The sequence below is a fragment of the Embleya sp. NPDC005971 genome (assembly GCF_040629175.1).
Lineage (GTDB): Bacteria > Actinomycetota > Actinomycetes > Streptomycetales > Streptomycetaceae > Embleya.
The window spans coordinates 29,546-42,439 of the sequence record NZ_JBEXUX010000002.1; the positions used below are offsets into that span (position 1 = coordinate 29,546).

Here is a 12,894-nt window from a genome sequence, read left to right on the forward strand (position 1 = left end):
CCGCGGACCCGACACCGGCGCGGCGGTCCTACTTGGCGGCGGCCGGGTCGGTCACGGTGATGCCGCCCGCGACGATCTGGTCGCGCAGGCTCAGCACGGTCTTGAGCACGTCCGGGTGCTGGGCGATCAGGCACTGCGAGGTCTCCAGGCCGGGCTCCATGCCGGTGAGCGTGATGCCGCCCTCCTTGAGGCCGTACGAGGTGACGCCGCCGGGCTTGCCGGCGGCGATCTGCTCGACGCCCTTCTCGACCGCGATGTCGGTGCGCTTGATCACGTTGTCCACGACCGTGCCCGGCGCCGCCGAGCACTGGTTGACGTCGACGCCGTACGCCTGCACGCCCGCGGCCTTGGCCGCGCTGAACACGCCGAGGTTGCCCGCGGCGGATGCGGCGCCCATGATCTGGTCGACGTCCTTGGCCTTGAGCGACGCGGTCTGCTCGCTGGCCCGCGCCGGGTCGTTGAACGGCTTCTGGCCGCCGACGAAGAGCTGGGTGAAGGCGCTCGCCGGGTTGGTCTGCTTGGCGCCCGCGGCGAACGGGTCGGAGAAGCGGCGGATCTGCGGGCTGTCCAGCGCGACCACGGCGCCGACCTTGCCGCTCTTGGTCAGCAGGCCCGCCTCGGCGCCGGCGAGGTAGGTGCCCTCGTGCTCGCGGAAGGTCGCGCAGGTGATGTTCGGGTACGGCTTGCTCGTGCACGAGTCGACGAAGAGGAACTGCTGCTTCGGGTTGGCCTCGGCCTGCTGGGCCAGCACGTCGGCGAACTCGAAGCCGACGGCGACCACGACGGAGGGCTTCTGGCGGACCGCGGCCTCCACGTTCTGCTGGATCGCGCTGGTGTCCTTGCTCTCCAGGATGCTCGCGGTGCCGCCGGCCTTCTTGGCCGCGTTCTGCGCGCCGGTGGCGGCCAGCTTGAGGAAGTCGTTGACGCCGATCGGCTCGGGCGTCACCAGCACGACGTTCTTGGCGGAGTCCCCGCCGCCGGTGCCGCCGGCGGCCGGCGTCTTGTCCTTGTCGGCGGAGGCGTTGCACGCCGTGGCGGCCAGTGCGGTGCCGACGACGACGGCGGCCACGGCCAGGCGGTGGCGGGAGGTGATGCGGTACATGAGTGTCCTTGGGAGGAGTGTCGATCCCGGCGGGGCGGAGTCGGTGGTTCGGAGACGGGAACCTCGCGGTCCCATCGGTCTCGGCGCCCGAGGGCGCCTCGGTTCCGCGCGCGGCGGTGAGGCGCGGCGCTCGATCGGCGGTCGGCGCGATCGGGTCAGTACGGGCGCCGGCGACAGCGGCCGGTGCGTCGGACGCAGACGCCGCGGGCACCGCGCTTGTCGAGCGGAAGCGGCGGACGGTCACACGCCATGGAGCGGCCGCAGCACTCGATACGTACGTCGCAACACCACGTTTCGGCCACAGCCGACTCCTTTCCGGTCGCACCAGCCCAAGTCTCGATGTGATGATCACACCCGACTGGTTTCGGGGGGAGGTTAGCACCCTCACCAGGCACTTCTCGCGCTTGTTCATAATGTGGACCGATTGTCCGCCATGTGAACATTGGGTTACCGCGCCGACACCCAGCCGCCCCGGATGCCGGGCGTCGTTCGGGAGTGCGTTCGAAGCGTGCTGCCGGGCGACGTAGCATCCGTAGTGCCACCGCATGCGCTCGCTCCCGCCGCGGTGTGCCGCCGAGCCGGTGACCTCGCACACGTTCGCGGCCGTCGTGCTCGCCCGGCGCTCGCCCATCCGCCCGGAAAGGACCCCCGATGGCCCCCGAGATACGCTCGCTCGCCTGGCACGGCACCGCCCTGCGCCTGCTCGACCAGACCGCGCTGCCGCAGCGGATCGTGTACCTCGACATCACCGACGTGGACGCGCTGATCGACGCGATCCGTCGCCTCGCGGTGCGCGGCGCACCGGCCCTGGGCGCGGCCGGCGCCTTCGGCGTCGCGGTGGCCATGCTGCAGGGCACGCGCGAGGGCTGGGACGCGGACCGGCTGGCCGGCGAGATCGCCCGGATCCGGGACGCCCGGCCGACCGCGGTCAACCTGGCCGGCGGCGTGGACCGGGTGTTGCCGTTCGCCGCCAAGGGTGTGGACGCGGTGCTCGCCGAGGCGCAGGCGGTGGTCCGCGAGGACGTCGAGGCCAACCACGCGATCGGCCGGCACGGCGCGGACTGGATCCTGTCCCGGGTCGAGCGACGCCCGCTGCGGGTGCTGACCCACTGCAACACCGGCTCGCTGGCCACCGCCGGCTGGGGGACCGCACTGGGCATCGTCCGCGAACTGCACGCGCGCGGCGTGCTCGACGTCGTCCACGTCGACGAGACGCGCCCGCTGCTCCAGGGATCGCGGCTGACCGCCTGGGAGTTGGACCAGGAGGGCATCGCCCATCTGGTGCAACCGGACGGCGCCGCCGCGAGCGCGATCCTGCGCGGCCTGGTGGACGTCGCGGTGATCGGCGCGGACCGGATCGCCGCCAACGGCGACACCGCGAACAAGATCGGCTCGGTCGGCGTCGCACTGGCCTGCGCCGACGCGGGCATCCCGTTCGTGGTCGCGGCCCCGCTGACCACGTTCGACGACGCGACCGCGCACGGCGACGAGATCACCATCGAGGAGCGGCCCGAGTCCGAGGTGCTGGAGGTGGCCGGCATCCGCGTCGCCCCGGCCGACTCGCGCGCCTTCAACCCGGCCTTCGATGTCACGCCGGCCCGACTGATCAGCGCGATCGTCAACGAGACGGGCGTACGCGAGTACCGACCCTGAACCGATCCCGGGACGCGGCCCGGCCGCGTCCCGGACCCGGTTCGGGAGGCGTGCTCGGACCGGCCGGTCCCGGCCGAACCCTCACGCGGCTCCGCCGCCGGCTCAGCCCTCCGCGATGCGGTACTCCAGCAGCCACTCCACGACTTCGACGTGATGGCGGGCCCGGATCGCATCCTCACCCCACACGTACATCCCGTGCGAGGCGACCACGACGGCCGGCACCCCGGGGACCAGCGCGGCCTCCAGGCGATCGCCCAGTTCGGTCATGTCCTGGCTGTTGGCGATCACCGGGATGGTGACCGTCTCGTCGTGCGCGGAGCGGCCGATGCCCTTGAGCATCTCCAGATCGCGCAACTCGATCCCGGCCGGCCAGCGTCGACCCGCGCGCACCGCCGAGACGGTGTGCACGTGGAACACCGCGCCCGCGCCGGTCAGCGCCACCACCCGGGCGTGCAGCCCGGCCTCGGCGGACGGTCGGCGCGGCGGCGTGCTCGCCTCCTCGGGGACCGGTACGCCGGCCGCGTCCACCACGACCAGGTCGTCCGCCGCCAGTTCGCCCTTGTCCAGGCCCGAGGCGGTGACCGCGAGGCGCAGTGGTTCACGCGAGAGCACCACGGACAGGTTCCCGGAGGTGCCGCGCATCCAGCCGAGGCCGGCGAAGCGCGCGGCCTCGCGCGCGAGGGTGGCCCCGGCGGCGGCACGCGCGGAGGCCGGGACCGAGGCGGGGTTACCGGCTTCGGGGGTCGTCATGGGGGTCCTCACTGTTCACTCACGGTCCGGTCGAACCGGCTCACAGTGTGGTCGAACCGGCAGATCGGGCCATCATTTCACCCACGCCCCGGCGATCCGGGATCGGTACCGGCCGGACGCCGGGTCGGGTCGCCACGCCGCTCACGGCCGGGCCCGGCTCTGGCCGTCGTAGCGCAGGATCGGGCTGTCCTCGCGCAGCAGCCGCTGCCGGTAGGCCACCGCGAGCCACGCGGCCTCGCGGTAGGCGGCCTCCAACTCGTGGTAGACGGTGTCGATCAGGGCCGGTGCCGGACCGTTCTCGGTACGAAAGGCCAGGAACAACCGGACCGTGAGCGGATCGCCGGCCAGCGGCCGGACCGCCATGTCCGGTCGCGGGCGGGACGTGGGTTGGCACGGCGTGACCACCTCGCCGATCGCGACCAGGGACGCCGCGGTGAGGTAATCACCGTGCAGGATCCGGGGGTTGATGCCGGCGTCGGACAACACCTCGCGCAACCCCTCCCATTCGCCGTCCACGCTCGGGTCGACCATCCACTGATCCTCGGCCAACTCGGCCAGCTTGACCTCGGTTTCGGCCGCGGCCGGATGGTCCGGCGACATCGCGATGAACTGCGGTTCCCGCTCGACCAGTACGCGCCCGCGCACCCCGTCCGGGACCCGCAGCGGGAAGCCCTCGACCTCGTGCACGAACGCGACGTCGAGCTGACCCGCGGCGACCATTCCGAGCAGCGTGTTCGCCGACACGTCCACCCGCAAATAGGTGTCGGTGGTGGGCAGTCGCAGCCGGAGCCGGCGCAACCAGTCGGCGATCACCCGGTTCGCGGTGCCGCCGATCCGCAGGTGGGGCCCGGCGGTTCGGATCGCCTCGGCCTGGGTGTCGATGACCAGGGCGCTCATCTCGGCCATGATGGGTCGGGCCCGGTGCAGCATCGTGAGGCCGAGTGGAGTGGGTCGGCTGCCGGTCCGGTCGCGGACGAACAGGGGTGCGCCCAGGGCGTTTTCGATTCTTCTGAGCTGCGCGGTCAAGGACGGCTGGGTCATGCCGAGCAGCCGGGCCGCAGCATGCAGGCTGCCGGTGTCGCCGATGGCACACAGTGCGCGGAGGTGCCTCACCTCTAGCTCCATGATGCGGAGGATAGGACGCACTATCGCGGTCGTACCAGACACCGACGGGCGTGGGATCCGGGGGTGGGGCGTGAATCTTCCGTAACACGATGCGTGCCGGGGCGGTGACGGTCCGGGAACGGGGGTGATACGACGGTGCTATCGCCGGTTGTCATCATCCGGGCCGGACCGGGCTCCGGTGAGACTCAGTGCGCACCGAACAGGTCTTCGGCACCCCAAGGAGCCCCCCATGTCCCCAGTGCGTCCCCGGAACCCCCGTAAGACCGTGATCACCGCAATACTCGGCCTCGGCCTCGCGGCCGGACTGATCGCCGCGCCGGCCGCATCGGCCGGCAACGACGGAGTCGCGGCCCCCCTTCGTGCCTCCGCGCAATACGCCGGTCAGGAAGACCAGGCGCAGAACCAGGCGTTCTTCGACGCCGTGCTGAAGTCCGTGGCGGGCAAGCGCGCCGCGGCGGGCAACTCGGCGGCGGTGGTCACCGTCACCTACAGCGCCGCCAGCGCACCCTCCTTCCGCAGCCAGATCGCCCAATCCGCGCAGATCTGGAACAGCTCGGTCACCAACGTCCGCCTTCAGGAAGGCAGCAACCCCGACTTCCGGTACTACGAGGGCAACGACTCGCGTGGTTCGTACGCGAGCACGAACGGCCACGGCAGTGGCTACATCTTCCTCGACTACCGACAGAACCAGCAGTACAACTCGACCCGGGTGACCGCCCACGAGACCGGCCACGTGCTGGGCCTGCCGGACCACTACTCGGGTCCGTGCAGCGAACTGATGTCCGGCGGCGGCCCCGGCACCTCCTGCACCAACCCGAACCCGAACGCCACGGAACGCGCTCGGGTCAACCAGCTCTGGCGCAACGGCCTCGCGGCGCTCGCCGCCCAAGCGGCCTCCTGACCTCCCGGGCGACGTGCACCCGGACACCCGGGCTCCCCTGTACGTCGCTCCGACCCCTGACCCGGCACCCGGCCACCGCCCCCCGCGGCGGCCGGGTGCCGTTCCATTGCATTCGGCCTCGCGGTCATGGCTGCGGTTGCCTTGCGGCTGGGAGGCGTACCCACCCGTTGCCTCGGGCTTCGGTTTCAACGGCATCGGGGCGGCCCGCTCGGGCCTCTCGGCCACTACTCCTCTGTGTGTGCTTCCTGCTTCGGCGGGGAGGATGGGGGGATGGTCGGTGACGCGGATGTGCCTCTCGTGGTGGTCGATGCGGCGAACGTGGTGGGCTCGGTGCCCGACGGGTGGTGGAAGGATCGGCGGGGCGCCACCGAGCGGTTGCGGGACGCGTTGGCGTCGATGGCCGCGGCGGGGCTGCCGGAGGGCGGGAGCGCCGTGCCCGCGTGGGCGCGGCGGGGGCCGCTGGACATCGTGCTGGTGGTCGAGGGCGCCGCCGGCGGCGTCGCCGAGGTGCCGGGCATCCGGGTCGTCCGGGCCGCGGGCAGCGGCGACGACCGCATGGTCGAACTGGTCGCGGCCGAGCACGCGAGCGCGCCCGCGCGGCACTGCCTCGTGGTGACCGCCGATCGCGGCCTGCGGGATCGCGTGCGCGCCCTGGCCGCCGAGGTGACCGGTCCCCGAGCGGTGCGCCCCGGGTGATCGGGCGGCCGGGATTCGGGTTCCGCGTCGGAGGGCGGATATCGTGAGGGGCGGCGGCCCGCCCACGCGGGGCCGACGATCCGAGGTCCCGTCCGCGCCGCCGGCCGTACTCGACACCCCGCCCCGTGGGCAATCGCCGGAGGAAGCATGACCACCAACCGAGTCCGCAAGGGCGTGATCCGAGGCCGGATGGCCGCCGCCGGCGAGTCGTACGTCGTCGCGGCACGCCGGATGACCGTCCCGCGCGGGTCCAAGGCCCCCGACGTCCGGACCGCCGAGGCGCTGGCCACCCGCTACTGGGAGCCCGCCGAGAGCCTCGACCTGCCCTGCCCGTGCGGCGGCACCTGTGCCCCCGGCGAGCGCTGCACCCGCTGCCGCGCGACCTACCGGCACGCCGCCCGGATCCCCGGCAGCGACACCGACGTCGAGGTCTGGCAGGACCGGTACGACTGCACCGGCTGCGCGAACAGCTACTCCTTCACGGTGACCCTCCCGGACCGACCCTGGGGCACCACGCAGACCGTGCCGCAGCGCGGCGGCCAGGAGCCGATCGTGCGGATCAAGCCCTTCGAGGGCGTCGACCACCCGACCCTCCGGGCCTGAACCCGGCACCGAGGACGCGGCTCACTGCCCGGCGGGAAGCGGCTTCTTGCCCTTGACCGTCTGCAGTCGAAAACGTTGGTCGGCGGCCCCCGAGCAGATCGCCTGGGCCGCCTCCGCCTTCGGGGTGACCTCGGCGGGGCCGCCGAGGATGCCGATACACAGGCCGCTGTGTACCGGGCGGAGCCGGAAGACGCCCGGATCCACCGGTTCGATCAGGAAACGTTCGTTGGCGGCGCCGGTGCAGTCGCCGGGACTGAGCAGCGCACCGGGCACCAGGATCGCCTCGTCCACCCGCAGGCAGCCGACGCCCTCCACCGGATGGCGCCACTTGATCAGGTAGACGTCCGGCGCCACGGCGACCAGGTAGGTGTCCGGGACCACGCCCTCGCACGAGCGCTGGACCGCGATCGGGCGGTCGGTGCGAAGGTTGCGTTCTCTGCCCTCACCCAGACACAACGACCCGTCGGCGATATGGGTGGGCTTGATCAGGTAGAAGCCGTCACGGGGTCGGCTGGGGAAAGCGGCGGAGTCGTCGCCGTCGCCGTCGTCCGTGCCGTATCGCACGGCGAGGATCACGCCGATCGCGATCAGCAGGCAGGCCATGCCGATGGCGATCGCCATCGTCCCCGGCCGACGCCGACGCCCCGGTGGTGGGGCAGGCGCGGTGTCGGGCACCTCGGCGGGTTCGGGCGCGGGCCGTTCGCTCACCCGCCCCGCCGCGAGATCCTCGCGGATCGTCAACCAGCGGGCGGCGGCATCGGTGTCCAAGCCGCAGGCGAACACCAGCGCCTCGACCAGATCGGCCCGGGGCAGCGTGCTGCGGCCGAGCGCGGCGGCCACGGTGCTGGCCGGCAACACATGCCCGGACGCCTCGGCCTTGGCCGCCAGTTGACGGTACGTCAGCGCCGACCACTCGCGTAACTCCCGTAACGCGGCGACGTACTCCGCGGCGGTGGTGGCGGTGTCCGGCCGCGGAGCAGAGTCGTCACGTCGGGTCACAAGACTCCCGTTCGGTCACGCGAAAACGTACGCGCGGTAGCGGATGCGGCACCCATGGTGCCGGCAGTTCGGCGGGTCGGGGAGTCCCAGAAAAACGATAAATAGGACCGGAATCCCGTCGCCCGCCCGGCACGCCCGCTCCCGGCCGAACCGAGCCCGCCGATCGGTGATCGGTGCGCACACCCGTCCCGAACGGTCCGGGACACGGGCCGGTCGACGCCGTGACCAGCCGGGACGGCCGCGTGTTGTCCGGGACGGCCCGATCGGCTTGGCAGCGGCCGCGTCGATCCCCCAGTGTCGGGATCGTCCGACGGTTCGGCCCGCCGCGCGAGGGTGCTCATCGGGGGTGGCGGGCCGACCGGTCGGGGCGGCCCGGCCCGGGCGCCCGGTGGGCCGGCGCGCGCGCCGGCCGGTGACGATGCGGTACGACATCACCTGTGACCGACGACGAATCCCCGACCGCGCCCCGGACCGTACGCCTGTTCGTGGCGCTCGCCCCGCCGGACGACGCCAAGGACGAACTGGCCCGGGTGCTGCGCCCGATCCACCACGCGCATCCCCGGCTGCGCTGGAACCGGATCGAGGACTGGCACATCACGCTGGCCTTCCTCGGCGAGGTGCCGGTCGACGTGGTCGAGGCCCTGCGCGCACCACTGGCCGAGGTCGCCGCCTCCACCCCGCCGGTCGACCTCGAACTGCGCGGCGCCGGGCAGTTCGACGAGCGGGTGTTGTGGAGTGGCGTGCACGGGGAATTGCCCGCACTGCACACGCTGGCCGACGCGGTCCGCGGCGTGGTGCGGGCGGCCGGCGTCGCCCTGGAGGACCGACCGCTGCGTGCCCACCTGACCCTGGCCCGGGCCCGCCGGGACAACCCCGACGGCATCTCGGCCGCCGCCCGCGAGCTGGCCGATTTCGTCGGCAGCCGCTGGTCGGCCCGGCGACTGCACCTGGTCGGCAGCAACTTCGGCCGCGGCCCCGGCCCGATCCACTACCGCGACGTGGACGCCTGGCCGCTGACCGGCCGCTGAGGCCCGAGGTCCCGACGCTCCCACCCACCCCCGAGGCACCCGTCGGCGCGCCCGTCGACGGCGGCCGGTCGGGTCCTCTACGATCGCGCTGTGATCCTCGGCCACCGCCGCACCGACCCGAGCGCGCCCTCGCGCCTCGATGTGCCGCGCCGTCGCTGTTGTTGATCCGTACTTCTCCTCGCAGTCGATGCATCGCCGCGCCGGTTCGCCCGCGCGCGCCTCCCCGACGTTTCCTGAGCAGAGGAAGTCCCGATGACACCGATCAGTGAAGTCGCCTACGACCGCCACCGGTTGCGGCAGTGGTTGGGCGGATCCGCCCGCGCGGACGGAGTGCTCAGACGCGACCTGTTCAAGCTGCTCGGCACGGCCGGCGTACTCACCGCACTACCCGCGGGCACCGCGTACGCGACCGACCGGACCGACACCACACCCGCGGCCGCGGCCCCGACCGGCAACACCCCGGCAGGCAACACCCCGACCGCCGGCGCCGCCCCGGGCATCCGCAAGCCGCTGCCACCCGAGCTGTTCACCATCCGCGGCACCAACGCCGAGACCAACTTCCCCGCACTGCGCGACACCGGCTACCACACCCCGGTCGATCGATTCTTCGTGCGCAACCACACCGCCACCCCGCAACTACCCACCCAGGACTGGCGGTTGCGCCTGTGGGGGAGCGGACTGCGCGGATCCACCGACTACGCCGGCGCGATCGAGCTCGACCTGGCCGACCTGCGTCGGCTGCCCGCGCACACCCACTCGGCCGCGATCGAGTGCGCCGGCAACGGCCGCAGCTTCTACGCCTCCCAACAGGGCGAACCGGCGGCCGGCACCGCCTGGACGCTCGGCGCGATCGGCGTGGCCCGCTGGCGCGGTGCGCGCCTGTCGGACGTGCTGCGCCGCGCGGGGCTGCGCCGGGAAGCGGTGGACGTGTTGCCACGAGGGCTGGACGACGAGTACGTGACCGGCGGCGTCAACCTGGGCCGGGTGCGTCGACCGTTGCCGGTGGCCAAGGCGCTCGACGACGTGCTGCTCGCGTACGAGATGAACGGCGAGCCGCTCGCCGCGGATCACGGCGCGCCGGTACGGGTGGTGGTGCCCTCGTGGGTGGGCATCTCCTCGATCAAGTGGGTCGGGGACATCGAGGTCGCCGCGCAGCCGCTGTACTCGCCGTGGAACACCGACTTCTACCGCCTGTTCGGGCCCGCCCATCCCGAGGGCGGCAGCGCGCCGCTGACCCGACAGACCCTCAAGAGCGCGTTCGAACTGCCCGTCGACGCCCGCTTCGCGCCGGGTCGCACGCACCGGCTGCACGGCCGGTCCTGGTCCGGCGCGGGCGGCGTGCGCCGGGTGGAGGTCAGCACCGACGGCGGCGCGAGTTGGCGGCGGGCGCGGCTGTGGGACGAGCCGCGGCGCGACGGTTGGGTGCGCTGGAGCCTGGACTGGCGGCCCGCCGAGGCCGGTTCGACCCACCTGCTCGCCCGGGCGAGCGACACCGCGGGCCGTACCCAGCCGGATCGGTCCACCTTCAACACCCAGGGCTACTTCTTCGACGCCGTCGTGCGCCATCCGGTGACGGTGGGCTGAGCACCGAGCCGGCCGCCCCGACACCGCACCGCACCGCCGAAGGACCGGGCCGCCGCCGCACCCGGAAGACGACGAACCGCCCCCGCCGGGCGTGTTGCCGGCGGGGGCGGTTCGGCGGGGTCGATCAGGCCAGCGAGGCCACGGCCTCGTTGAAGGTGGCCGACGGGCGCATCACGGCCGACGCCTTGGCCGGGTCGGGACGGTAGTAGCCGCCGATGTCGGCGGGCGAGCCCTGGACCGCGATCAGTTCGGCGACGATCGTCTCCTCCTGCTCGGACAACGTCCGGGCCAGGCCCGCGAACGCCTCGGCGAGCGCCGCGTCCTTGGTCTGCGCGGCCAGCTCCTGGGCCCAGTACAGCGCCAGGTAGAAGTGGCTGCCCCGGTTGTCGATGCCCCCGAGCCGACGGCTGGGCGACTTGTCGTTGTCCAGGAAGGTGCCGGTGGCCCGGTCGAGCGTGTCGGCCAGCACCTGGGCGCGGGCGTTGCCCACGGACTGCGCGAGGTGCTCGAAGCTGACCGCGAGCGCGAGGAACTCGCCCAGGCTGTCCCAGCGCAGGTAGTTCTCCTTGACCAACTGCTGCACGTGCTTGGGCGCCGAGCCGCCGGCGCCGGTCTCGAACAGGCCGCCGCCGTCCATCAGCGGGACGACCGAGAGCATCTTCGCGCTCGTGCCCAGCTCCAGGATCGGGAACAGGTCGGTGAGGTAGTCGCGCAGCACGTTGCCGGTCACCGAGATGGTGTCCTCGCCGCGGCGGATGCGCTCCAGCGAGAACGCGGTGGCCTTCTCCGGCGACATGATCTCGATGGTCAGGCCCTCGGTGTCGTGCTCGGGGAGGTACTCCGCGACCTTCGCGATCAGGTTCGCGTCGTGCGCGCGGCCCTCGTCCAGCCAGAACACCGCCGGGCTGCCGGTCGCGCGGGCGCGGCTGACGGCCAGCTTGACCCAGTCCTTGATCGGCAGGTCCTTGGTCTGGCACATCCGGAAGATGTCACCCGCGCCGACGACCTGCTCCAGCACCGCGGTGCCGGCGGCGTCGACGACCCGCACGGTGCCGGTGGTCGCGATCTCGAAGGTCTTGTCGTGGCTGCCGTACTCCTCGGCCTTCTGCGCCATCAGACCGACGTTGGGCACCGAGCCCATCGTGGCCGGGTCGTACGCGCCGTTGGCCCGGCAGTCGTCGATGACGACCTGGTAGACGCCCGCGTAGCTGCTGTCCGGCAGCACGGCCAGGGTGTCGGCCTCCTTGCCGTCCGGACCCCACATGTGACCGGAGGTACGGATCATGGCCGGCATCGAGGCGTCCACGATCACGTCGCTGGGCACGTGCAGGTTGGTGATGCCCCGGTCGGAGTCGACCATCGCCAGCGCCGGCCCGGCGGCCAGCTCGGCGTCGAAGGACGCCTTGATCGCGGCGCCCTCGGGCAGCGACTCCAGGCCCTTGAGGATCGCGCCGAGACCGTCGTTGGGGCTCAGGCCGGCCGCCGCGAGCGCCTTGCCGTGCTCGGCGAAGGTCTGCGGGAAGAAGGCCCGAACCGCGTGGCCGAAGATGATCGGGTCGGAGACCTTCATCATGGTGGCCTTCAGGTGCACCGACAGCAGGACGTTCTCGTCCTTGGCCCGGGCCACCTGCGCGGCCAGGAACTCGCGCAGCGGCGCCGCGCGCATCACCGAGGCGTCCACGACCTCGCCCGCGAGCACGGGTACCGATTCGCGCAGCACGGTGGTGCTGCCGTCGTCGCCCACCAGCTCGATGCGCAGCGAGCCGGGCTCGGCGATCACCGCGGACTTCTCGGTGGAGCGGAAGTCGTCGGCGCTCATGTGCGCGACGTTGGTCTTCGAGTCGGCGGTCCAGGTGCCCATGCGGTGCGGGTGCGCCCGGACGTAGTTCTTCACCGACGCGGGGGCGCGGCGGTCCGAGTTGCCCTCGCGCAGCACCGGGTTGACCGCGCTGCCCAGGGTCTTGCCGTAGCGCGCCCGGACGTCCTTGTCCTCGTCGGTCTTCGGGTCGTCCGGGTAGTCCGGCAGCGCGAAGCCCTGCTCCTGGAGCTCGGCGATGGCCGCCTTGAGCTGCGGGATCGAGGCCGAGATGTTCGGCAGCTTGATGATGTTGGCCTCGGGCGTCTTGGCCAGTTCACCGAGCTCGGCGAGCGCGTCCTCGATGCGCTGGTCCGCCTTCAGGTGCTCCGGGAAGTGCGCGATGATCCGCCCGGCCAGGGAGATGTCACGGGTCTCCACCTTGACCCCGGCCGTCGCCGCGTACGCCTGGACCACGGGCAGGAACGAATACGTCGCCAGGGCCGGGGCCTCGTCGGTGTGCGTATAGATGATGGTCGGGTCAGTCACAGGATGCTCCGCTCCATGTCCGCAACATTGCTCGACATCAAGATATCTTGCGGGCGGATCCCCGCGCGTCGCGGCCCCGGCGCGGCGGGCCCCGGCACGGCGCGCCGTT

General features: G+C 72.5%; 11 protein-coding genes. 6 read left to right on the plus strand and 5 right to left on the minus strand.

Going from position 1 to position 12,894, the window contains the following annotated elements:
* Positions 1-28: 28 nt before the first annotated feature.
* Complete coding sequence (locus ABZ374_RS03225) at positions 29-1,102, minus strand: BMP family ABC transporter substrate-binding protein (protein ID WP_360305553.1); 1,074 nt, start codon at positions 1,100-1,102, stop codon at positions 29-31.
* Between the two features lie 651 nt (positions 1,103-1,753).
* On the opposite strand from ABZ374_RS03225, the gene mtnA reads away from it, so the two are divergent.
* Positions 1,754-2,755 carry an S-methyl-5-thioribose-1-phosphate isomerase gene (gene mtnA / locus ABZ374_RS03230; protein ID WP_360305555.1) on the plus strand — a complete coding sequence of 334 codons (1,002 nt, stop codon included), beginning with the start codon at positions 1,754-1,756 and terminating at the stop codon, positions 2,753-2,755.
* Positions 2,756-2,857: 102 nt separating this feature from the next.
* Here the strand turns inward: mtnA and mtnB are convergent, their stop codons facing one another.
* Together mtnB and ABZ374_RS03240 are read right to left on the minus strand one after the other, a co-directional pair.
* A complete protein-coding gene (mtnB, locus tag ABZ374_RS03235) occupies positions 2,858-3,505 on the minus strand; it encodes a methylthioribulose 1-phosphate dehydratase (protein WP_360305557.1) in 648 nt (215 codons plus the stop codon).
* A gap of 141 nt (positions 3,506-3,646) precedes the next feature.
* Entirely contained in the window at positions 3,647-4,630 is a 984-nt protein-coding gene (locus ABZ374_RS03240; RefSeq protein WP_360305559.1) for a LysR family transcriptional regulator, read from the minus strand.
* A 229-nt stretch (positions 4,631-4,859) separates the two neighbouring features.
* On the opposite strand from ABZ374_RS03240, the gene snpA reads away from it, so the two are divergent.
* The 3 genes from snpA to ABZ374_RS03255 all read left to right on the plus strand — a co-directional run bounded on the left by snpA (position 4,860) and on the right by ABZ374_RS03255 (position 6,830).
* The gene (snpA, locus tag ABZ374_RS03245; RefSeq protein WP_360305561.1) at positions 4,860-5,531 is read left to right on the plus strand and encodes a snapalysin; all 672 of its coding nucleotides are present in this window, start codon (positions 4,860-4,862) and stop codon (positions 5,529-5,531) included.
* Positions 5,532-5,801: 270 nt separating this feature from the next.
* Positions 5,802-6,227 carry an NTP pyrophosphohydrolase gene (locus ABZ374_RS03250; protein WP_360305563.1) on the plus strand — a complete coding sequence of 142 codons (426 nt, stop codon included), beginning with the start codon at positions 5,802-5,804 and terminating at the stop codon, positions 6,225-6,227.
* A 147-nt stretch (positions 6,228-6,374) separates the two neighbouring features.
* Positions 6,375-6,830 carry a hypothetical protein gene (locus ABZ374_RS03255; protein ID WP_360305565.1) on the plus strand — a complete coding sequence of 152 codons (456 nt, stop codon included), beginning with the start codon at positions 6,375-6,377 and terminating at the stop codon, positions 6,828-6,830.
* Between the two features lie 21 nt (positions 6,831-6,851).
* On the opposite strand, the gene ABZ374_RS03260 is transcribed toward ABZ374_RS03255, so the two are convergent.
* Entirely contained in the window at positions 6,852-7,829 is a 978-nt protein-coding gene (locus ABZ374_RS03260) for an XRE family transcriptional regulator (RefSeq protein WP_360305567.1), read from the minus strand.
* Between the two features lie 437 nt (positions 7,830-8,266).
* On the opposite strand from ABZ374_RS03260, the gene thpR reads away from it, so the two are divergent.
* Both thpR and ABZ374_RS03270 read left to right on the plus strand, forming a co-directional pair.
* A complete protein-coding gene (gene thpR / locus ABZ374_RS03265; protein ID WP_360305569.1) occupies positions 8,267-8,857 on the plus strand; it encodes an RNA 2',3'-cyclic phosphodiesterase in 591 nt (196 codons plus the stop codon).
* 252 nt (positions 8,858-9,109) lie between these two features.
* A complete protein-coding gene (locus ABZ374_RS03270; protein ID WP_360305571.1) occupies positions 9,110-10,441 on the plus strand; it encodes a sulfite oxidase in 1,332 nt (443 codons plus the stop codon).
* 124 nt (positions 10,442-10,565) lie between these two features.
* Here the strand turns inward: ABZ374_RS03270 and ABZ374_RS03275 are convergent, their stop codons facing one another.
* Entirely contained in the window at positions 10,566-12,785 is a 2,220-nt protein-coding gene (locus tag ABZ374_RS03275; RefSeq protein WP_360305573.1) for an NADP-dependent isocitrate dehydrogenase, read from the minus strand.
* Positions 12,786-12,894 lie beyond the last annotated feature (109 nt).

Bases quoted from the DNA above. Each gene is read 5' to 3' on its own strand.
- ABZ374_RS03250 (WP_360305563.1), top strand. From the start codon at position 5,802: ATGGTCGGTGACGCGGATGTGCCTCTCGTGGTGGTCGATGCGGCGAAC.
- snpA (WP_360305561.1), top strand. From the start codon at position 4,860: ATGTCCCCAGTGCGTCCCCGGAACCCCCGTAAGACCGTGATCACCGCA.
- ABZ374_RS03225 (WP_360305553.1), bottom strand. From the start codon at position 1,102: ATGTACCGCATCACCTCCCGCCACCGCCTGGCCGTGGCCGCCGTCGTC.
- ABZ374_RS03240 (WP_360305559.1), bottom strand. From the start codon at position 4,630: ATGGAGCTAGAGGTGAGGCACCTCCGCGCACTGTGTGCCATCGGCGAC.
- ABZ374_RS03270 (WP_360305571.1), top strand. From the start codon at position 9,110: ATGACACCGATCAGTGAAGTCGCCTACGACCGCCACCGGTTGCGGCAG.
- mtnA (WP_360305555.1), top strand. From the start codon at position 1,754: ATGGCCCCCGAGATACGCTCGCTCGCCTGGCACGGCACCGCCCTGCGC.
- mtnB (WP_360305557.1), bottom strand. From the start codon at position 3,505: ATGACGACCCCCGAAGCCGGTAACCCCGCCTCGGTCCCGGCCTCCGCG.
- ABZ374_RS03255 (WP_360305565.1), top strand. From the start codon at position 6,375: ATGACCACCAACCGAGTCCGCAAGGGCGTGATCCGAGGCCGGATGGCC.